At 71.8% G+C, this 20010-nt stretch carries 20 protein-coding genes; 7 read left to right on the top strand and 13 right to left on the bottom strand.

Annotation, left to right across the window (positions count from 1 at the left end):
- Nucleotides 1-8 precede the first annotated feature (8 nt).
- On the bottom strand, nucleotides 9-707 hold the full coding sequence (locus ACSP50_RS21740) for a histidine phosphatase family protein (RefSeq protein ID WP_014691425.1): 699 nt from the start codon (nucleotides 705-707) through the stop codon (nucleotides 9-11).
- Between the two features lie 4 nt (nucleotides 708-711).
- Nucleotides 712-1449: an SDR family oxidoreductase gene (locus ACSP50_RS21735; RefSeq protein ID WP_043515037.1), complete on the bottom strand. Its 738-nt coding sequence runs from the start codon at nucleotides 1447-1449 to the stop codon at nucleotides 712-714.
- On the opposite strand from ACSP50_RS21735, the gene ACSP50_RS42110 reads away from it, so the two are divergent.
- On the top strand, nucleotides 1443-1649 hold the full coding sequence (locus tag ACSP50_RS42110) for a hypothetical protein (RefSeq protein WP_014691423.1): 207 nt from the start codon (nucleotides 1443-1445) through the stop codon (nucleotides 1647-1649). The two genes, ACSP50_RS21735 and ACSP50_RS42110, sit on opposite strands and share 7 nt — an antisense overlap.
- Before the next feature lie 101 nt (nucleotides 1650-1750).
- A complete protein-coding gene (locus tag ACSP50_RS21730) occupies nucleotides 1751-2215 on the top strand; it encodes a nitroreductase/quinone reductase family protein (protein WP_014691422.1) in 465 nt (154 codons plus the stop codon).
- Between the two features lies 1 nt (nucleotide 2216).
- On the opposite strand, the gene ACSP50_RS21725 is transcribed toward ACSP50_RS21730, so the two are convergent.
- On the bottom strand, nucleotides 2217-2690 hold the full coding sequence (locus tag ACSP50_RS21725; protein WP_014691421.1) for a GNAT family N-acetyltransferase: 474 nt from the start codon (nucleotides 2688-2690) through the stop codon (nucleotides 2217-2219).
- Between the two features lie 250 nt (nucleotides 2691-2940).
- On the bottom strand, nucleotides 2941-4131 hold the full coding sequence (locus tag ACSP50_RS21715; RefSeq protein WP_014691419.1) for a S1C family serine protease: 1191 nt from the start codon (nucleotides 4129-4131) through the stop codon (nucleotides 2941-2943).
- Between the two features lie 94 nt (nucleotides 4132-4225).
- Between ACSP50_RS21715 and ACSP50_RS21710 the strand changes: the two genes are divergently transcribed.
- From ACSP50_RS21710 to ACSP50_RS21700, 3 genes are all read left to right on the top strand, one after another.
- On the top strand, nucleotides 4226-4654 hold the full coding sequence (locus ACSP50_RS21710; protein WP_014691418.1) for a hypothetical protein: 429 nt from the start codon (nucleotides 4226-4228) through the stop codon (nucleotides 4652-4654).
- A complete protein-coding gene (locus tag ACSP50_RS21705) occupies nucleotides 4651-5820 on the top strand; it encodes a zinc-dependent alcohol dehydrogenase (protein WP_014691417.1) in 1170 nt (389 codons plus the stop codon). Before ACSP50_RS21710 ends, ACSP50_RS21705 begins: the two co-directional genes overlap by 4 nt.
- Before the next feature lie 201 nt (nucleotides 5821-6021).
- On the top strand, nucleotides 6022-6762 hold the full coding sequence (locus ACSP50_RS21700) for a dienelactone hydrolase family protein (RefSeq protein WP_014691416.1): 741 nt from the start codon (nucleotides 6022-6024) through the stop codon (nucleotides 6760-6762).
- Between the two features lie 16 nt (nucleotides 6763-6778).
- Here ACSP50_RS21700 and ACSP50_RS21695 read toward each other — a convergent pair whose 3' ends face one another.
- Nucleotides 6779-7411 carry a TetR/AcrR family transcriptional regulator gene (locus ACSP50_RS21695; RefSeq protein ID WP_014691415.1) on the bottom strand — a complete coding sequence of 211 codons (633 nt, stop codon included), beginning with the start codon at nucleotides 7409-7411 and terminating at the stop codon, nucleotides 6779-6781.
- A gap of 73 nt (nucleotides 7412-7484) precedes the next feature.
- On the opposite strand from ACSP50_RS21695, the gene ACSP50_RS21690 reads away from it, so the two are divergent.
- Nucleotides 7485-8546 carry an NAD(P)/FAD-dependent oxidoreductase gene (locus tag ACSP50_RS21690; RefSeq protein ID WP_080127955.1) on the top strand — a complete coding sequence of 354 codons (1062 nt, stop codon included), beginning with the start codon at nucleotides 7485-7487 and terminating at the stop codon, nucleotides 8544-8546.
- Between the two features lie 224 nt (nucleotides 8547-8770).
- Here ACSP50_RS21690 and ACSP50_RS21685 read toward each other — a convergent pair whose 3' ends face one another.
- The 7 genes from ACSP50_RS21685 to ACSP50_RS21655 all read right to left on the bottom strand — a co-directional run bounded on the left by ACSP50_RS21685 (nucleotide 8771) and on the right by ACSP50_RS21655 (nucleotide 18152).
- Entirely contained in the window at nucleotides 8771-9166 is a 396-nt protein-coding gene (locus ACSP50_RS21685) for a hypothetical protein (protein WP_014691413.1), read from the bottom strand.
- A gap of 188 nt (nucleotides 9167-9354) precedes the next feature.
- A complete protein-coding gene (locus ACSP50_RS21680) occupies nucleotides 9355-10014 on the bottom strand; it encodes an HAD family phosphatase (protein ID WP_014691412.1) in 660 nt (219 codons plus the stop codon).
- A gap of 4 nt (nucleotides 10015-10018) precedes the next feature.
- Nucleotides 10019-10783: an antibiotic biosynthesis monooxygenase gene (locus tag ACSP50_RS21675; protein ID WP_014691411.1), complete on the bottom strand. Its 765-nt coding sequence runs from the start codon at nucleotides 10781-10783 to the stop codon at nucleotides 10019-10021.
- A 42-nt stretch (nucleotides 10784-10825) separates the two neighbouring features.
- Nucleotides 10826-13480 (bottom strand): alkaline phosphatase family protein, encoded by a 2655-nt coding sequence (locus tag ACSP50_RS21670; RefSeq protein WP_231956683.1) that lies wholly within the window; start codon nucleotides 13478-13480, stop codon nucleotides 10826-10828.
- Nucleotides 13481-13539: 59 nt separating this feature from the next.
- Nucleotides 13540-14901 (bottom strand): ABC transporter permease, encoded by a 1362-nt coding sequence (locus tag ACSP50_RS21665; RefSeq protein WP_014691409.1) that lies wholly within the window; start codon nucleotides 14899-14901, stop codon nucleotides 13540-13542.
- Nucleotides 14898-15845 (bottom strand): ABC transporter ATP-binding protein, encoded by a 948-nt coding sequence (locus ACSP50_RS21660; RefSeq protein ID WP_014691408.1) that lies wholly within the window; start codon nucleotides 15843-15845, stop codon nucleotides 14898-14900. The genes ACSP50_RS21665 and ACSP50_RS21660 overlap by 4 nt, the downstream gene beginning before the upstream one ends.
- 804 nt (nucleotides 15846-16649) lie before the next feature.
- Nucleotides 16650-18152 (bottom strand): FAD-dependent oxidoreductase, encoded by a 1503-nt coding sequence (locus ACSP50_RS21655; protein ID WP_014691407.1) that lies wholly within the window; start codon nucleotides 18150-18152, stop codon nucleotides 16650-16652.
- Between the two features lie 88 nt (nucleotides 18153-18240).
- Here ACSP50_RS21655 and ACSP50_RS21650 point away from each other — a divergent pair, with 88 nt between their 5' ends.
- The gene (locus tag ACSP50_RS21650; RefSeq protein WP_014691406.1) at nucleotides 18241-18861 is read left to right on the top strand and encodes a TetR/AcrR family transcriptional regulator; all 621 of its coding nucleotides are present in this window, start codon (nucleotides 18241-18243) and stop codon (nucleotides 18859-18861) included.
- Nucleotides 18862-19122: 261 nt separating this feature from the next.
- On the opposite strand, the gene ACSP50_RS21645 is transcribed toward ACSP50_RS21650, so the two are convergent.
- Nucleotides 19123-19830 (bottom strand): hypothetical protein, encoded by a 708-nt coding sequence (locus ACSP50_RS21645; protein ID WP_014691405.1) that lies wholly within the window; start codon nucleotides 19828-19830, stop codon nucleotides 19123-19125.
- Nucleotides 19831-20010 lie beyond the last annotated feature (180 nt).

The following is a 20010-nucleotide window of genomic DNA, read 5'->3' as shown; positions in this document are numbered from 1 at the left end:
GGCCCCGCTCAGCGGTAGCTCAGCAGCCGCGGCTCGGTCTCGGTGTGGGTGTGCTCGTTGAAGGTGGACAGCGACAGCCCGGCCCGCCCGGCGATGATCTTGGTGACGCCGGTGTTCACCGACACCCGGTTCAGCGCCGCCCAGATCGTCGCCAGGGTGTTGGCCGGCGCGTCCGGGCCGGCGGTGAGCAGGGCGGCGGCGATCGCGATCGGGCCGCCCGAGCTGACCGCGACGACGTCCCGGTGCTCGCGCAGCAGGGCGGCGACCGCGGTGAGCGCGGCGGCGACCCGGGTGCGGAACGCGGCGAAGGACTCGGCGTACTCGGCGTCGAAAGCACCGGAACACCAGCGGGCGGTGGCCTCGTCGAAGATCGCCTGGAAGGCGCGGCCCGGCTGCTCCGACCGGTTCAGCTCGGCCATCATCGCGGCCCGGTCCCGGAAGTGCGGGCGATGCACCTCGACGACGTGCTGGAAGTCGAACTCGTTCCAGTTCGCGTCGGTCACCACCGGCGCGTCCAAACCCAGCCCGTCCAGGGTTTCCCGATGCCGGCGCATGGTGCCGCGCAGCAGCAGCGTGGGCCGCACCCCGCGGGCGGCGAGCACCCGGCCCAGCGCGGCGGCCTGCTCGTGCCCCCGGTCGGAGAGGGCGTCGTAGTCGTCGGCGCCGAACGACGCCTGACCGTGCCGGATCAGCAGAAGCCGGGCCACGGCGTCACACCATCCTTCGTACGACGGAAAGCGGAAGAAGCCGCATCGCGGCGCCGATCGGCACCCACGGCCAGGCCGGGACGAACGCCTTCAACCGGCGTTTCTCGATCGCCGCGACCATCGCCCGCACCCCGACCGGGGTGTCGACCATGAACCTGGTCTTCTGCTGGACGTGCTCGTTCATCTCCGACCGGATGTACCCCGGATAGATCACCGACACGTCGACGCCGGGAATCCGCTCCGACCGGACACCCTCGGCGATCGCCGCCACGCCGGCCTTGGTCGCCGCGTACGTCGTCATCGATCTGCGCATCCCGCGCAGCGCCGACATCGACGAGATCAGCACCAGATGGCCGCCCCGCTGCCGGCGGAAGATCTCCAGCGCGGCGTCCGCCTGGGCGAGCGCCCCCACGAAGTTGACCATCGCGGTCGCCCGGTTCGCGGCGAACCGGCCGGTGCCCAGCGGCGCGCCCTTGCCCAGCCCGGCGTTGACCACCACCCGGTCGATCCGGCCGAACTCGGCGGCGAACTCGCCGAACACCCGGGACACCGCGGCGTCGTCGGTGACGTCCAGCTGCTTGACGACCACCCGGCGGCCGGGCAGCTCGTCGCGCAGCGCCGCCAGCCGGTCCACCCGGCGCGCGCACAGCGCCAGGTCGTAGCCGAGCGCCGCGAACTGCCTGGCCATCTCCTCGCCGAGGCCGGCACTGGCACCCGTGATCAGGACGACTCCTCGTGACATGCCGACACGGTAGGGCACGCCGTCGCACCCGTCGAAACCGCGTCCTGATACATCCGATCAACGTCGGCTCCCAGGACGTCGCCGCGGCCAAGGGCGACACCTTCACCTCGATCGCCCACCTCGACCTGGGCGGCAACCGCCACTACGGGATGGTGATGACCGGCGGCGAAACCTCCGGCCCGGTCCAGGCCGCCGAATGAGGAGATCGTCAAACTCCTCTCGGGAACCGGCAACCTGTAGCCGCTCCCCGGCACCCGCCTGACATGATCATGCGACACGTGCCGGGGTGACGGAGGTTCGGATGGTCTGGCGAAAATTCTGGCGTACGGTCGGCTCGATCCCCGGGTTCACCCCGATCGCGAAACGCACCGTGACCCTCGACCGCTGGGTCAGCCGGATCACCCGCGGCCGGATCGTGGCCCTCGGCATGGCCCCCGGCCTGCTGCTCACCACCACCGGCCGGCGCAGTGGTCAGCCCCGCAGCTGCCCGCTGCAGTACGTCACGGACGGCGAGGGGTACGTGGTGGTCGGCTCCAACTGGGGCGGCCCGAACGCCCCGGCATGGGTCCACAACCTGCGCGCGACGCCCCGCGCCACCATCACCATCGGCGGCCGCGACGTGCCGGTCGACGCGCTGGAGGCCGACGGCGACGAGCGGGAACGCCTGTGGCAGTTGTTCGTGGACCAGTGGCCGGGCTACGCCCGATACCGCGACCGGGCCGCCCACCGCACCCTGCGCATCTTCCGCCTCGTCCCGGTCAGGTAACTCACGGCACGGGCCGGCGCTCAGCGGTCGGCGGCGTCTGATCGTCATCGGTCAGGGCCGGATCGGCGGTCCGGCGCATCAGCCGCGACCGCCCGACCCGGTCGGTGAAGCCCCACCGGCGGTAGAACGGCAGCAACTCCGGCTGGCAGACCAGCTCGACGCTGCGCGCCGCCGCCACCGCGGGATGCCGCAGCACCGCGTCCATCACGAGCGCGCCCACGCCGGTGCCGCGATGCTCCGGGGCGACGATCACGTCCAGCACCATCGCCAGGGCGACACCGTCGGTCAGCACCCGGGCGAATCCGGCGAGGCGGCCGGAGTCACGGTCCACGGCGGCGACGACCACGTCCGAGCCGGCCACGATCCGGGCCACCTCGTCGTCGGTGCGCCCGGCCGCCCACCAGGCGGTGGCGAACAGCGCCGCCAGCCGGGGGACCGGCGCGTCCGCGGGGCGGTAGGAGATCTCGACGGTCATCACGCCGGGTCGCCGGCGGGGGTGCGGATCTCCCCGGCCGACATCAGGTCGTTGTCGCCGGCCGGGCGCTGGGCGAGGGTGAGCCTTCCGGTCTGTGGCATCGACACTCCCATCCGGTTGTGCAGCGCTTCGTAGCCGACCCGGGTGACCGGGCTGACCCACCGTGTCCACCCTGCCACCGCAGTGCCGGGACGCCAGGGCGCCGAGCGGACCGGGGCCGCAGGACCGATCACCGACCGGGGTGGGCGGCTCACCCGACCGGGCCGCTCGCCAGGGCCACGGTGCCGGAGCGGGTCCGGCCGGCGGTGTCCGTCCAGGACAGCTTCACCCGGTCGCCGGGGTGGTGCCGGTCCAGCCGCTCGATCAGCGCGGCCGCCGAGCCGACCCGGGCGCCGTCGACGGCGGTGATCGTGTCGCCGCGGGCGAGGCCCGCCGAGGCGGCCGGCGAACCCCGCACCACGCTGCGCACCGCGGCGCCGCCGGCACCGTCGGCCGCGCCGATCCCCAGATAGCCGGTGGCGCCCAGGTGACTGCCGTCGGAGGCCTGACCGGCCTGGATCTGCCGGACGATGCTCATCGCGGCGTCGATCGGGATCGCGTAGCCGGCACCGCCCGAGGCCGGATAGCGGAAACCGGTCGAGGCGGCGGTGTCGACCCCGATCACCGTGCCGTCGGTGGTCAGCAGCGGGCCGCCGGAATCACCGGGCCGGATCGCGGCGTTCACCTCGATCAGGTCGGTGAGCTGCTCGGACGCGCCGCTCGACGCGTCCTGCGCGGTGATCGACCGGTGCAGTGCGGCGACCACGCCGCCGACCGCGCCGGGGGTGCCGCCGGCGCCACCCGCGTTGCCGATCGCGACGACCGGGTCGCCCTGGCGGACCGGGGTCGACTCAGCGAGCGTGGCGGTGGCCAGGCCGGACGCTCCGTCGAGGTGGAGCACGGCGATGTCCCGGGCGCGGTCGTAGCCGACGACGGCGGCCCGGTAAGCCCGGTGGTCGCCGATGTCGGTGACCGTGATGGCGGTGGCGCCGGCGATCACGTGGTTGTTGGTGAGCACGATGCCGTCCGCGCCGATCACGATGCCGGTGCCGGCGGCCGCGCCGTTCTGCGCGCCGAGGACGGTGTCGATGTCGACCAGGGCCGGGTCGACCTTGGCCGCGACCGCGGCGACCTGGGCGTCGGTGGCCCCGGCTGAGGACGAGGCGCCGTCGCCGGGATCTCGGGGCAGGTGGGATCCTCGGGTGCTCTGCTGCGCGACCGGCTCGCTCCGCAGACCCCAACCCGCGGCGAACCCGGCCCCACCGGTGACCATCAGCGCCGCGAGCGCACCGGCCACCAGCGCACCCACCGGCCGTCGCCGCGGCGGCGGGGCCGGCTGCGGCCAGTACTGCTGCGGCGGCATCGGCGTGTACGGCGACTGCTCGTGCGGGTTCACCCCCATTGATGTACTCCCCGATGCTGGAAAGGTCCTGACCTGTTCCTGTGCGTACGCCACGAACCGTTTATCGGCGCCGCGGCGTGGTATCCGGGGGGACATGGGTCGTACACGCAAATCGCTTCTGATCGTCGGACCGCTCGCGGCCGGCGTCGTCGTCGCCGCAACCGCCGTCCGCCGCCGCGGTGCCGCGCCGCCCACCCGCCGGCGGCACGTCCTCACGGTCTACAAACCCCTGTCCGAGTTGGAGAGCACGCAGCTGCCCGGCTCGCTGCGCGAGATCGCCGACCGGGTCGAGATCTCGCTGGCGGCCGCACCCGGCGGCCGCGGCACCGAGATCGCGGTCCGCATCCCGGACGGCTCCCCGGTCACCGACGGCGACGTCCGCCGCGCCCTGCGCGAAACCCGCTCCCTGATCGAGGCCGGTGACGTGCTGCTGCCGTCCGGCCCGGCCACCACCACGCCGACGCTGCTGAACCGGCCGCTGCAGGCGGCCACCCGCAACGGCCGCGAAGGAGGCCTGCTGTGAAGGCGCTGCAGTGGGAGGGTGTGAACAAGCTCGCCGTCGGCACCGTGCCCGACCCGGAGCTGCGCAACCCGGGCGACATCATCGTGAAGGTCGCCAAGACCGTCACCTGCGGCTCCGACCTGCACCTGCTCGGCGGGTACATCCCGTTCATGCAGAAGGGCGACGTGCTCGGGCACGAATTCCTCGGCGAGGTCGTCGAGATCGGCCCGGACGTGCGCAACCACCGGGTCGGCGACCGGGTCGTGGTGTCGTCGTTCATCGCCTGCGGCAACTGCTGGTACTGCGACCAGAAGCTCTACTCGCTGTGCGACAACGGCAACACCAACCCGGCGATCACCGAAACCCTGTGGGGGCACGCGCCCAGCGGCTGCTTCGGCTACTCGCACGCGATGGGCGGCAACGCCGGCAGCCACGCCGAATACATCCGGGTGCCGTTCGCCGACGTCGGCGCGTTCACCGTCCCGGAAGCGGTCAGCGACGAGCGCGCGCTGTTCGCCTCCGACACGGCCGCCACCGGCTGGATGGGCGCCGACCTGGCCGGGGTCGCCCCGGGCGACGTGGTCGCGGTGTGGGGCGCCGGGGCGGTCGGGCAGATGGCGGCCCGCGCCGCCGTGCTGCTCGGCGCCGACCGGGTGGTCGTCATCGACCGGCTCGAGAACCGGCTGCGGCAGGTCCGGCAGCACATCGGCGCGGAGACCCTGAACTACGAGCAGACCGACATCGCCGGCGAACTGCGCGAGCTCAGCGGCGGCCGCGGCCCGGACGTGTGCATCGAGGCGGTCGGCATGGAGGCGCACGCGCCCGGCCCGCACTTCGCCTACGACCAGCTCAAACAGCAGCTGCGGCTGCAGACCGACCGGCCGATCGCGGTCCGCGAGGCGATCCACGCCTGCCGCAAGGGCGGCTCGGTGTTCGTCCTCGGCGTCTACGCCGGTTTCGTCGACAAGTTTCCGCTGGGTGCGTTGATGAACAAGGGATTGACGGTACGCGGCGCCCAGATGCACGGGCAGCGCTACATCCCGATGCTGCTGGACCGGATGGCCACGGGTGAGCTCACCACCGAACACCTGGCCACCCATGTGATGCCGCTGGACCGGGCGCCCGAGGGCTACCAGATCTTCAAGGACAAGAAGGACGACTGCGTACGCGCGGTGTTCGTGCCCTGATCCCGGGCTCTTCCTCCCGGCCGGGTGATCCACGATGGACACCCGGCCGGGATCTGATAGTGTCCGGCTCGATCGTGACCCCGTCGAGGAGGTGAGACCCATGACCGCAGTAACCACGTGGGTGCTCCCCTCGCCGTCACGATCAGGCGATTGAGCTGAGGATTGCCGGGAGCCCCGACCGCCATCGGAAGGCAACCCGTCATGCACTCGCTCCACTTCACCGCCCAGACCACCGCCGACGGCGTCCTCGAACGCGACTTCCTCGTCGGTGACATCCCCGGCGTCCTCTGGTCACCGGCCGGCGACGCCGGTCCCGGCCCGCTGATCCTCATGGGTCACGGCGGTGGCCTGCACAAGAAGACCCCCGCCCAGGCGGCCCGGGCCCGCGACCTGGTCACCGCCCACGGTTTCCGGGTCGCCGCGATCGACGCCCCCGGCCACGGCGACCGCCCCCGCGGCCCCGAGGACGACCGGGCCCGCGCCGCCTTCGCCTCCGGCGACCCGTCGCTGTTCCGGTCGGCCAGCGTCCGCTACGGCATCCACCTGGCCGCCCAGGCGGTTCCCGAGTGGCAGCAGACCCTGGACGCGCTGCAACAGCTGCCGGAGATCGGCCCGGACGCGCCGATCGGTTACGGCGGCGGCATCACCCTGGGCACCGCGATCGGCCTCCAGCTGACCGCGGCAGATCCCCGGATCAGGGCCGCCGTCTTCGGCAGCGGCTTCTTCGTGTACGACGCGGCCCGGCAAGCCGCGCGCCGGATCACCGTCCCGGTCCAGTTCCTGATGCCGTGGGACGACGAACACGTCACCCGGGCCGAGGCCCTGGAGCTGTTCGACGCGTTCGCCAGCCCGGAGAAGACCCTGCACGCCAACCCGGGCGACCACCGGCGGATCCGGTGGTACGGCCTCGACCACGACTTCCTGCCCCGCCACCTGAAGTGAGGCCCGGCCCGCCTGATCAGTCCTCGTCGAGGCCGAGCAGGCGGGCCACCAGGGCGACCTGGTCGGCGTAGTGTTCGACGAACTCGGGGGAGCGCGGGTCCGCCCCGCACAACCCCTCGATCACGTGCGGCAGCGTCGTGGTGGCCATGCTGGCGGCCATCAGCATGATCTGCAGGCAGACCGGGTCGATCTCGGCCGGCAGCCGGCCCGCCTCCTGGAGCCGGCGCAGGTGGGTGACGCTGCCGCCGAGCATCTGGGTGCGGGAGTCCCGGTCCGGGTCGTCGTCGGGGCCGGTGTACTGCAGGCCGCTCCAGGCGAACATCCGGACACCGTCCGGGTTGTGCACGATCTCCATGGCGTACCGGCGGAGCTGTTCGGGCATCGGGGTGCCGTCCGGGGCGAGGTCGTCGCGGCGCTGCCGCCACTGGTCGGACATGGCCCGGTAGAGGCCTTCCTTGCCGCCGAAGTAGTACGACACCAGTTGCTGGTTGACGCCGGCGCGGGCGGCGATGGCCCGGGTGCGGGCGCCGGCGTAGCCGTGGTCGGCGAACTCGACGGCGGCCGCCTCCAGAATCTTCCGGCGGGTGCGTTCCGGGTCTCGCCGGCGTTCCTGAGGCGGGGGTGACCTGCGCGGACGTGGTGATGTCACAGACGGACCCTACACCGGATCAATCAATCACATGATTGACAAAGACATGCGGGCGCTTGATACCGTGTCGGGCATGACGAAAATCCTGATCAGCGGCGCCGGTCTCGGTGGTCTCGCGCTCGCCCAGGCCCTGCACCGCGGCGGCTTCGAGGTCGCCGTCCACGAGCGTGACCCCGGTCCGCAGACCCGCGGTCAGGGCTACCGCCTGCACATCGACGCGGATGGCAACGCCGCCCTGCGCGACTGTCTGCCGCCCGCCGTCCTCGATCTGGTTCGGGACACCAGCGGTGTCACCGGCGACCTGGTCGCCACCCTGACCCCCGACCTGCGGCGGGTGTTCGCCCAGGAGTTCCCCGGCATCCCGGACACGGAGATCACCAACGTCGATCGGGAGACGTTCCGCCGCGGCCTGCTCACCGGTGTGACCGACCTCGTCCACTTCGGCCACACCGTGGCCGACTACCGGGTCACCGAGGCCGGCCGGGTCCGGGTGACGTTCGCCGAGGGCGGCACCGACGAGGGCGATCTGCTGGTGGGTGCGGACGGGGCCGGCTCGGCGGTGCGCGCCCGGCTGCTCCCCGGCGCCGCGCCGCGCGATCTCGGGCTGCGCTGCCGATACGGCCGGATGCCGATCGACGCCACCACCGGCCCGCTGATCCCGGCCGATTTCCGCCGCGGGTTCTGCTGGGTGACCGGGAGCGGGGGCTGGGGCGCCGGCTTCGCGCCGGTGGTCTACCGGGACGGCCGCCCCGGCTACCTGATGATCGCGCTGGTCGGCCCGGCCGGCACCGGTCAACCCGACGACTGGCATCCGAAAATTCAGCAGCTTCTTTCGTACGCCGATGGCTCCTCCTTCTTCCCCATCACCATCCGAGCGAGCGTCCGCACCGACCCGTGGGCGCCCGGTCCGGTGACCCTGCTCGGTGATGCCGTGCACACCATGCCGCCGGCCGGGGGAGTGGGCGCCAACACCGCCCTGCAGGACGCCGCGACCCTGGCCGCCGAGCTGCTGTCCGGCAGGCCACTACCCGACGCGGTCGCCGCCTACGAGCGGGTGATGATTCCCCGGGGATACGACACCGTGGAGCGGTCCGTCCAGATGATCACCCAGATGTCCGGAGCCACCCACTCCTGAAACGCGGCAGCGTGTTAGCCCCGCCTCCACAGGGTGTCGGGCGCAGGGAGGCCCGTCGATGCGTACCTGACTGATCCGGATCGGATCCTGGTGGTACGTCGGGCTGCGGATCGTCGTCCGCTGTCGGGTCACCGCCATGGGGGTGCCGGCTGTGCCGCAGCGCCACGACGGCAGCCGGTGCGGCGTCCGGGTCCTCGGGTGAAGGGAGCTCGACCATGTCGTCGTCAATCGCTGACGACGTCGATCACCCTGCCGCCGAGCCCGGACCGGGACGTGGGCCGGCCGACCGGTTCGACGAGAACGTCGCCCCGGCAACCGTCGCCGAAAACGGCGGTGATGGCCTCGGCGAGCGCGGCGACCAGGTGTGCGGCGACGGTGGCCGCGTCCGGTCGGGCGAACACTTCCTCGCGCATGCCGAACGTGACCGAGGGTGCAGCCGTCGCGACCGCCGCTCCGCCGCGAGCCCACCGTCCGGCCGGGATGCCGACCAGCTTGACGTCCACTGAGCTGCGGACCCGTTCGCCGTAAACGGATACGACGGCGGTGGTCAGTTTCGCGATGAGGGCCGGTTCATGGCTGGCCAGCTCGTGTTCGAGTGCATGGATCGTCACGTGGGGCATCGGCCCCACCTCGGTGTCAGCAACGGCGGCTGGCAGCGTGCCATCGGCGCAGGATAGGACCGTTCATACGCGGCGGGAAGCGATTTCCCGTCGTCCGCTCCGGCGGTGGGTTCACCGATCGCAGCGACGGTGCGACGATGTCCGGCGGTTCCGTGCCATGGTCGGTCACCGGGGCGGCCGCTGCCGGCTCACGATGCGAGGCGGTCAGCCCAGGCCAGCAGTCCAGGATCGGTCAACGACGCGTACGACCGGTGGGCTTTGAGGGTGGTGCCCGGGACCGATGGCACGCCGATCACGAAGAGGCCGGCGGCGCTGGCGGAGGCGACGCCGGTCGCCGAGTCCTCGAAGGCCACGCAGCGGGCCGGGTCGGCGCCGAGGCCCGCGCAGGCCGCCAGGTAGAGGTCGGGTGCCGGTTTGCCGTGTTCGACGTCGCCGACCGCATACACGTACTTGAACAGGTCGGCCAGGCCGGAAGTGATCAGCGCGGCGTCGACGAAGGCGCGCGGGCTGTTGCTGGCGACCGCGATCGGGACCCGGCCCAGCAGCGACTCGACCAGGTTCCGGGCCCCCGGTAGCGGCTCCGCGCCCGTCGCCAATTCCTGCGCGACCAGGGCGGAGAGTCGTGCCGCCAGGGCCGGGCCGCTGCCGGGCAGACCGAAGTGGTCGGCCATCACCTCGCCGGCGGCCGGCAGCGTCTTGCCGATCAGCAGGTTCTTCTGCTCCGGCCCGAAGCCGTGGCCGTGCTCGGCGAACAGGGTCGTCTCGGCGCGTGTCCAGCAGGTCTCGCTGTCGACGAGCAGGCCGTCGCAGTCGAAGATGATGGCCGCGGCGTCGTTCGGAAGATCCACACCGTCACGGTACCCGGTACGGCGGCGCCACCCCCCAGCCCCAGTGCGGCACCGGCGCCTGTCGTGGTGGTGCGGCGCCGGGCTGCGAGTTGGCCAGGGCCAGTCGGGTGCCCCACTCGATGTAGCCCATGAACGCGGCCCGGAACTCCGGGTCGTCGGGCAGCCCGACCTCGTCGGCGGCGTCCACGAGCAGCGCCACCCAGCGGCGGCGTTGCTGCTCGGTGATCGCCCGCCCGAGGTGTTTGCCCAGCATGTGGGCGTATCCGCCGCGCGAGTCGGTGTACGCGGAGGGGCCGCCGAACACTTCGGACAGCCACATCGCCACATATCTCGGGTGGGACGGGTCCATGTGGGCGAACAGCGGGCCGATCGTGTCGTCGGCGAGGACCCGGGTGTAGAAGGCTGCGGTGAGCCGTTCGAAGGCCGCCGCGCCGCCGGCCCACTCGTACATCGTCGGCACCGAGCCCCCGGTGCCGTGCACCCCGGTCACCTCGTAGTGCCGCATTTCTTCGATGTCGTCGACGTAGGGCCGGATCTCGGCCAGAAAACCGGGGAAGAGCTCGCCGCCCCGGAATCCCTTCAGATGATCTTCGGCCGATGTCCAGGTGATCCGCAGCAGGTATGCCGCCGGCTCGTCGACGCAGCGGCTCAACTCGTAGTCGACGCACTGCGGGGCGGCCGCCAGCTGCACGGCCGCCCGCTGGTACGCCTGCTCGAACCCGGCGGCCCGGTCAGCATCGACCCGGTAGCGGAGGTATTCGACGATCATGACGCACCCGTGCCCGTAATCATGTAATCAAGTAATACACGCTTAGTCGGTATCTGTCGACGGCAGGTACGCCCCCGGCACCCGATCGGGCGCGACGATCGTCGCCTCCCCCGGGTACGGCTTGGTCCAGTTGTGCGTCTGATACCAGGTGAAGTGGTTCATCTGCGCCGGGTTGGCGAAGTCAGGCACCGCGTCCGGACCGGTCAGCCGCTGCCGGGACTTCCACGCCTCCCACTGCGCGACCAGCGGGGTGACCGCCGCCGGGACGGCCGCCGCGGGGGCTGCCGCCACCGGGGTGTCCGCACCGCACGGCGGCGGCGTCGACAGGCCCAGGGTCAGCGAGGTGCGGTTCGGCAGCGCGGTGAACGGCGTGAAGTCCGGCCGCCCGGTGAACGCGGTGACCATCGGCGTGGCCGCGCTGTCCTTCTGGTTCATCGGGTGGACCCCGAGGATCTGCTCGATCGTGCGGATCATCGTGATCTGCGAGTAGTACCGGCTGTCCACCACACCGTGCCGCGCGTACGGGCTGATGACCTGGATCGGCGCCCGATGCCCGTCGACGTGGTCCAGCCCGGCCTGCGAGTCGTCCTCGACCACGAAGATCGCCGAGTCCTTCCAGTACTTCGAGTGCGAGATGGTGTCGACCATCTTCCCGACCGCGAGATCGTTGTCGGCGACCTGCGCGGCGGCGCTCGGCGGGCCACCGGTGTGGTCGCTGGACAGCCAGAACATGTTCAGGTTCGCCGGGCCGTTGTGCTCGAAGTCCCGCTTCCAGATCTCGTACCGGTAGATGTCCGGCACCGCGGTGTCGAACTTCGGGAAGCCGGGCACCGACACGCTGTTCAGCGACGGGATCGGCGAGGACGACACGAGGTGGTACGCCGTGTCCGCCCCCGCGGCGCTCATGGTCTTCGCGTCGCAGTACAGGTTCTGCCAGGTCGCATCGGCCGGCTTGGTGAGGAACTGGTGGAATTCGCCGAAGTCGCGCACCGTCCTGCCGGCCGCCTGCGCGCCGGTCCAGATGAACCCGGTCCGCTGGTGACCCAGTGCATCGTCCTCGGTGTCGTAGCTGCGCGTGTACTCGCCGGCCGAGGACTCGGTGTACTCCGGGTCGTCGGCCTGCATCAGCCAGTTGTGCCCTTCGGCCGAGTTGGTGCCGATGTCGTAGGTGTTGTCGTACAGCCCGAACTGCCGTTCGAGCGCGTGCTGGTTCGGCGTCACGGTCTCGCCGAACTCGGCCACCGCAGGGTCACCGTCCGCCCGTGGCTCGTCGCCGAACATCTGGTCGTACGTCCGGTTCTCCTTGACGATCAGGAACACGTGTTTGATCGTCGACGGGTCGCCGAGCCGCGCCGGCACCGGCGTCGCCCGCACGCGTCCCCGTTTCGGGGCCTCGACCACCGAGCCCGGGGTCCAGCCGTTCTGCCGGAAGACCTTGGCGGTGTACGCCTTGATCACCCGATCCGCGGGCAGCGCGAACCGCTGCAGGCTGGACGTGGTGTCGTGGCTGCCGTGCCCGGCCGCGGTGGTGGGCCGCCGCGCGTCGATGCCCCGGGTGTTGGCCACCAGCACCTGCCCGCCGACCGTCGCGATCTCGGCCGGGAAGTAGTCGGTCGGCAGCAGCCCCACGTAGCTGACCGGCTCCTGTGCCCCGCGGAACCGGTAGACCGCGACGGCGTTCGCCCGTCCCAGGGTGACCAGCAGGTGCCCGTCGCCGGTCAGGGTCACCGCATCCGGCTCGTACCCGACCGACGCCTCCGGCCAGGGCTGCGTGGCGATCGTCTGCACCACCGCGTCCCGGGCGGTGTCGATCACCGAGACGTCGTTGGTGGCGGTGTTGGTGACGAACAGCGTGCTGCCGTGCGCGTACACCGCGGTCGGGTGCAGCCCCACGGTGATGCTGCCGACCGCCGCGTCCGGATCCGCCACGTTGATCACGCTGACCGTGCCGGTCGTCGTCGCGCCGGTCACCGGATTGGCCGGCACCTGCGTGTCGTAAGAGTTCAGCGTGGTGTCGCCGGTGACCGCGGTGCGCCCGCCCTCGTTGCTGACGTACAGCTTGGACCCGACCAGCGCCAGGTCCCGCGGCGCGTTGCCGGTTGCCCAGCTCCGGGTGATCGCACCGGTCGCCGCGTCGATCGCGACCACCCGGTTCTGCCCGTTGACCGCGGCGTACACGGTAGCGCCGTCCGCGCTGAACACGGCCTGCCCGGCCAGGGCCTTCTTCGTCGCGTCGGTGGGGATCGGGACGAACGCCGGGTCGGCGAGCGTGCCGTCGTCGTGCACGGTGAATCTGCGGTATCCGGTCGCCTGGGCAAGCCACAGCTGTCTGCCGTCGGGGGAGTAGGTGGGACCCTCCTGCCCGACGTCGTTACCGCTGATCTTCAGGTCGGCGGCCGCGTTGTTGCCGATCAGCTGCTGCACCCGCCACGTCGTGAGGTCGACGACGGCCAGCGCCATCCCGCCGTCGGTGATCGACGCGGCCACGTGCGTGCCGTCCGGGCTCACCACCGCGGACATGATCTTGCCCTTGTCGATGACCAGGCGCTTGCCGATCGGGTCGATGTACTGATCGGCGGAGACCACCTGCCCCTTCGCGGTGACCTGTCCGACCTGGTCGTGACCGAACGGGAGGGTCGACCCGTAGGCCACCCCGGCCCCGGCCAGCACGACCGTCGCGGTCGTCCCGGCGGTCACCGCGAACCACCGGCCGGACCTCTGTCTCACCTGCCTGCGGCGCTGTACCTGCATAGTCGCTATCCCTTCGGAAGCAGCTCGACGATGCCGTCGAACTGCCAGAGCGGATTCGGTGCGTCGCCGTTGTCGGTGCGCACGACGAAATAGCCGTTCACCTCTTTCGGGCCGTCGCCGTCCGCGACATACCGCCCGTCCGTGGCGACATCCAGCTGGTAGACGGCCTGACCCACAGCGGTCACCTCGGGCAGATGCCAGGAGACGACGCAGCGCCAGTCGTTGCCCGGCCCCTCCGCGTCGACCAGACCGCCGCCCTTCGTGCACGCCGCGGCCGCCTGCAACTGCGCCTCGGTCACGTCCGGCCGGTGCAACTGCCCGGCCTGCAGCCGATAGAGACGGGCGAAAGTGGTCGCCACCGAGGACTCCACCCGCGCCTGGGTGATCCCGGTCCCGGTCGAGCCGGGCACCGTGACGAGCAACAGCCCGACCGTCGCCACCGCCAGACCGGCCAGCGGCAGGGCGCCATCGACCAGCGCGCGGCGGCCCGAGCCGTCGTACGCCGCAGGGGTGAAGTCCCGGCGCACGAAGATCCGGTAGGCCAGAGCGGTGGCCGCGGCCGCCCACAGCAGACTGACCGCGACGCTGATCAGAAGCGGACCGAGCTCGCGCGGGCTGGTGAACAGGCCGTGCCAGCTGAGGAACGCGTGAATGGGCAACGCCAGGCGCACCGCCACCGGCAGCGGCAGCATCTGCGCCACCTGCATGCCCAGCCCCACCATCGCGGGCAGCAGCAGCCCCATCGGGTTGCGGCCGAGTGCCACCGAACCGAGCAGCCCGATCGCGGCCAGCGCCAGGGTCGGGGCAAGGGCAGAAATCCAGGACAGGATTGCCGGTACGCCGGCGGACCCCGCCGTCAGCACCTGCCCATCGAGTCCGATCAGCGGGTGGTCACCCACCGCGAGCAGCCCGCCCACCGTGCTGGACACGGCCAGCCCCGCCACCAGCAGCACGATCACCGTCAGGCCGGCCAGCGTCTTGGCCACGAAGATCCGCCGCGGTGACCGCACCGTGACCAGCAGATGCCGCCAGGTCCCCAGCCGGTCCTCCACCGCGAACACGTCGCCCGCGGCCGGCGCCGCCAGCAGCGGCAGCCCCCACGTGCCGGCGAACCCGAGCATGACCAGCGGACTCGCCCACCCGGTCGCGAGCATCCACCGCCCGAACAGCGTGTCCACCGGCAACGTCGTCTGCTGACCGACCCCCGCCACGAACAACCCGGGCGCGATCCAGCAGGCCAGGACCAGTAGCCGGATGCGCCACTGCGCCCCGAGCTTCACCAGCTCGAACCGATACCCCCGCCGCACCGGCACCGGCACCGGTCGCTCGCCGGTCCGTTGCGGGTCCGGTGCGATGCCGGCGGTCATGCCGCGGCTGCTTCGGTGAGTGACAGGAAGGCGGCTTCCAGCGGCGACACGGCCGGGGTCAGCTCGCGCACCGCGATGCCGGCCCGCACCAGCCGCACCACCAGGTCGTCCAGTGCCGGAAGGAGCGCCCGGATCACCAGGTCCCCGGTGACCGCGACCCCCGGCGTGTCCCCGGCCACCCGCCGGGCCCCGGCCGGATCCGAGGTGACCAGGCGATACTCCAGCTCGCGATGCTCGGCGGCCAGCTTGGCCAGCGGCCCCGAGAACACCACCCGCCCCAGGTTCAGAATGGTGACCTCGGAGCAGAACGCCTCCACTTCGTCCATCCGATGGCTGGACAGGATCACCCCGGTCCCGTCCGCGGCCATCCGTTGGAGCACCCCGTGCACCTGCCGTTTGCCGGCCGGGTCGAGCCCGTTGGACGGCTCGTCCAGCACCAGCAGCCGTGGCCTGGTCACCAGCGCCGCCGCCAGTCCCAGCCGCTGCCGCATCCCGAGCGAGAACGTCCCCGCCCGATCATCGGCCACCTCGGCCAGTCCCACCTGGCCGAGCACCTCATCGAGGTCCGCTTCCCGTGCCACCGCCCCGGCCCGGACACGACCGGTGCGGCCCCCGGAAACCTGACCCCGCAGCGCGGCCAGCGCCTCCAGATTCTGCCGCGCGGTCAGCGACGGATAGAGCCCGGGCCCATCCACGAACCCCGCCACCCCATCCGGCCCCGCCAGCGCCCGCCGAACCGGCACCCCGAGAATCTCCAGCGTCCCGCCGTCCGGCACAGCCAGCCCCAGCAGCAGCCCGAGCAGCGTCGTCTTCCCCGCCCCGTTCGGCCCCACCAGCCCGTGAATCTGTCCACGCCCAAGATCCAGGTCAACGCCGTCGAGTGCGACAACCTCCCCGAAGCGCTTGGTGACACCCCGGGCCCGGATCGCATGCAGTGCCGGCATAAGTCCCTCTTTCGTGACCTTCGATGGAATCTAGGGGCCACCGGTTATAGCCGGGTTAACGTCAGACGAAAGCCATCCGTCTGGGTCAATGCCCTAGATCTCTCCGGAGCCCACTACGGTCTCCCGGCCGGCGCGCACGGCTTCGGGTCCCGATTAGCCGCTCGCCGGTTCCGGGTCGTAGCTGGCCGCGAACGCTTTCGCGTCGTAGCTGGCCGCGCACGCCTTCAGGTCGCGGTCGGCCGCTTGCTGGCTCTGGGTTGCGGTCGGCCGCTTGCTGGCTCTGGGTTGCGGTTGGCCGCTTGCTGGTTCCGGGTGGCCGCTTGCCGGCTCCGGGTCGGGGGTGGCCGCTCGCCGGTTCCGGTCGCGGCCGGCCGCTTGTGCCGTGGCCGGCCACCCGCACTGCCGGCAGGTAGGCAACGGCGTACCGACTGGAGCACGCCGCGGAGAGGCGCTGGGCAAGAAGCGTGTGGCTCCCCCGATGGTGGGAAGCCTGGGGATTCGCAGGCGCCTGGTTGGTCAGCCGGGCAAGCCCGAACGATGAAACCGGGGCGGTGAACCCGGTAGTGGCAGGGCCGGGAGGCGGCTGGACGGATCGGCGGGCCGGGAGGCGGCTGGACGGATCGGCGGGCCGGGAGGCGGCTGGACGGATCGGCGGGCCGGGAGGCGGCGGGACGGATCGGCGGGCCGGGAGGCAGCAGGCCCGGAGGCGGCGGGACGGATCGGCGGAAATGGAGGCGGTAGACCCGAGGGCGGTGGGTCGGGCCGCGGAGGACCGGGAGCGGTGACGAGGGTGGTCGGTGGGTGTCAGGCGGGATTGCCTAGCCAGGTGGTCAGGTGGTGGCGGAGGTCGGTCGTGGGGGAACCGGAAGAGGCCCAGGCGACGTAGCCGTCGGGGCGGATGAGTGCGGCGGTGAGGTCGGAGGTGGCGGCTTTGGCCGAGTGGACGGTGAGGCGGTCGGCGTAGCCGGTGGCCAGGGCGGGGAGGTCGGGGTCGTCGGCGAGGTCGACCAGCAGGGCGCGACCGGAGTGGAGGTGGTCGGGGAGTCGGGTGCCGTCGTCGAACGTGAGGTCGGGGGCGCTGCGGCCGGTCAGCGGATGGTCGCCGGGCAGGTCGTAGCCCTGCCAGACGCCGGAGATGCGTTTGGCCAGCCAGGTGGTGGCGTCGACGGTGGAGGTGAGACCCTGAAGGACACCGCGAATGGCGCGGGAGTGCTGGTCGGGGCGCATGATCGCGATCTGGGCACGGGTCCAGTCGAGGATCTGGGCGCCGATCGGGTGGCGCTCCGCGGTGTACGTGTCCAGCAGCCCGTCGGGGGCCCAACCCCGGATGGTGGCGGCCAGTTTCCAGCCCAGGTTCATCGCGTCGCCGAGCCCCAGGTTGATGCCCTGACCACCGAATGGTGAGTGGACGTGGGCGGCGTCTCCGGCGAGCAGCACCCGGCCCGACCGATACGTACCGGCCTGGCGGGCGTTGTCGGTGAACCGGGTGACCGAGCTGATCCCCGTGACGGTCACGTCCACGCCGGTGACCCGGCGGATCGCTCCCTGCAGTTCGTCGACGGTGACCGGGCTGGTGCGGTCGGCCGGGGCGCCGTCGAACTCGGCGACCAGGATGCGGCCGGGGAACGGGCCGAACGTGTAGACCCCGGTGTCGGTGATGTGCCAACCCGGACGCAGGCCCTCGGTGCCGATCATGTCGGCGATCGCCTGGTAGGCGGTGATCTCCGGATCGGTGCCCGGGAATGCGAAACCGGCCAGTTTGCGGACCGTGCTGCGGCCGCCGTCGCACCCCGCGAGCCAACCGGCCTCGATGAGGCCCTGGTCGGTGGTGACGACGACGCCGTCGGCGTGTTGCTCGAAGTCGGTCAGGGTGACGCCACGGCGCACCTCGGCGCCGAGCGCCCGGGCGCGCTCCTCGAGGATGACCTCCAGCTGCTGCTGGCTGACCATGCCGAGCGCGCTGAACCGGCCGCCGGCGGCGATGTCCGGATCGTCGGGGTCGAGAAGCTGGCCGTCGAGCATCATGCCACCGAAGTGGCCGATGAATCGGGGCATCTTCTGCTGGACTGGGCCCCGGCCGGCGAAGCCCATGCGGGCCAGCGTCTCGTCGCGGGCCCGCTCGATCGCGGGCGACAGGCCGCGCCGGTCGAGGGCCTGGATGCCGGGCACGGTGATGTAGCCGGCCTTGACCGTCAGGTCGATCTCGGTGTTTCGCTCCAGCACCACCACAGTGACCCCGGCCAGTCGCAGCTCACAGGCGAGCAGCAGGCCCACCGGGCCCGCCCCGGCCACTACGACGTCGGTCATCGTCGTCCCCCGTCCTCCCCTTTTCACTGTCACCAGAAAAGTACTGCCACTAAAAGGTTCTAGCAAGTAAACTTTTGCTGTGACCGAAATGGGACTGCGGGAGCGCAAGAAGCGCCAGACCCGCGAGCTGATCTCCGGCGTGGCGACGGAGATGTTCGTCCAGCGGGGCTTCGACCTGGTGACCGTCGCCGAGGTGGCCGCCGCGGCCGGCGTCTCGGAGAAGACGGTGTTCAACTACTTCCCGCGCAAGGAGGACCTGTTCCTCGACCGGTTGCCCGAGCTGCTCGCGCTGACCACCGAGGCGGTCCGCAACCGTCCGGAGGGGACGAGTGTGCTCGCCGCCTTCCGGGGTGTCGTGTTCGACCTGCTGGCCGCCGGTCACCCGTTGAGCGCCTACCCGGGTCGGGGGCACGCCGGGTTCTACCGGGTGGTGGTCGGTTCACCGGCGCTGCAGGCACGGGTCCGTGAGTTCCAGCAGGAGTTGGAGGATCTGTTGGTCGAGCTCGCCCGGGAGAGCAGCGGGAGGGGCGGGGGCGAGGGGGAACTGCGGCTCCGGCTGGCCGCGGCGGTCACCGTCGCCGCCTACCGGACGGTCTACTTCCGGGCCGCCGCTCGCGTGCTGGCCGGCGAAGATCCCGTGGCGGTCGGTGAAACCCTCTTCGCGGAGTACGCGGAGACCTTCGCCGCCGCGGAGAAAGCACTGAGCTGAGGAGCGACGGACCACCGGGGCGGGATAGAAGCGTGCTGGTGCGGGAGGGTGCCGGCCGGCGGTCGAGGGGAGGCGCCGGAGCGGGGTTGAGGCGGTGCGGTGCGGTGCGGTGGGGTGCCGGGCCGGTGGTCGAGGGGAGGTACTGGTGCCGGCCCGGCGGTCGAGGGGAGGCGCCGGGGCGGGAGGGTGCCGAAAGTCGTCCCATTCGAATCCCTGGGTGAACGCAAAGGGAGGGCTGCGGAGGGCGCGGGCCGGTGCCGGTCAGGCTCGGGCGATGTCGAGGGTGCCCAGGCCGGCGGTGGCGGTGATGTCGAGGGCGGGGCCGGCGGTGAAGTCACCGGAGCGCAGGGTGGCGCCGGCGCCGATGCCGCCCTGATGGTTGCCGTAGAAGGCGATGTCGCCGGCGCCCTGCCCGACTGTCACCTTGACCGGTATCTCGCCGGCGGTGCGGATCTGCCAGGTGCTCACCCCGCCCGCCATCCGGATCGGCAGGGTTGCGGCCAGGCGGCCGAGGGTGATGTCGATGCGTTCGGCGCCGCCGTTCAGGTCGATGCGGCTGATCGTGCCCGCGCCTAGGTTCAGGGTGACCGATTTGGTGCCGGCGCCGATCCGCAGGCGCCACACCCGCTGGTCGCTCAACTGGACCTCGACCGGGCCGGAGCCGTCGCCGTTGCCGCTGAGCCGCAGCACGCCGTCGTCGAAGGCGCTGTCCGCCGGTCCGCTGACCTTGAAGTCGCCGTCCAGCCGGGCGGTGCGGACCGAAAGGTCGGTGACTCCGGTGACCAGTTCGAACCGGGCGGCGGCCGTGGTCCGGACCGGGATCACCGGGATGCTGGGCGCATGGCTCGGCGCGACGGACGACGGGGTGGGCCTGGGTTCGAGCGGAATGACCACCTGACTCGGCAGGGGCGGCACGACGGGCGCCGCGCGCTGATGGATGTCCGAGTTGGTGAGTGGGCGGGCGAGCAATACCGATCCGATGATGACCAGCAGCGCGAGGACCCCGGCGAGGATGACCGGCCGACGGCGCCGGCGCCGGGACGAGGGAGACGAATCCGGAATGTCGCTACCGCGGCCGGTAGCCGGCCGCCGGTCAGGATGGCGGCTGCCGGCGCTGTGGTCGCCGCCCCCGCCCGGGAGTGGGCCCTG

It is taken from the genome of Actinoplanes sp. SE50/110, assembly GCF_900119315.1.
Taxonomy (GTDB): Bacteria; Actinomycetota; Actinomycetes; order Mycobacteriales; family Micromonosporaceae; genus Actinoplanes.
Note: the sequence above shows the minus strand (reverse complement) of the source record. Positions and strands in the feature narration are given on the sequence as shown.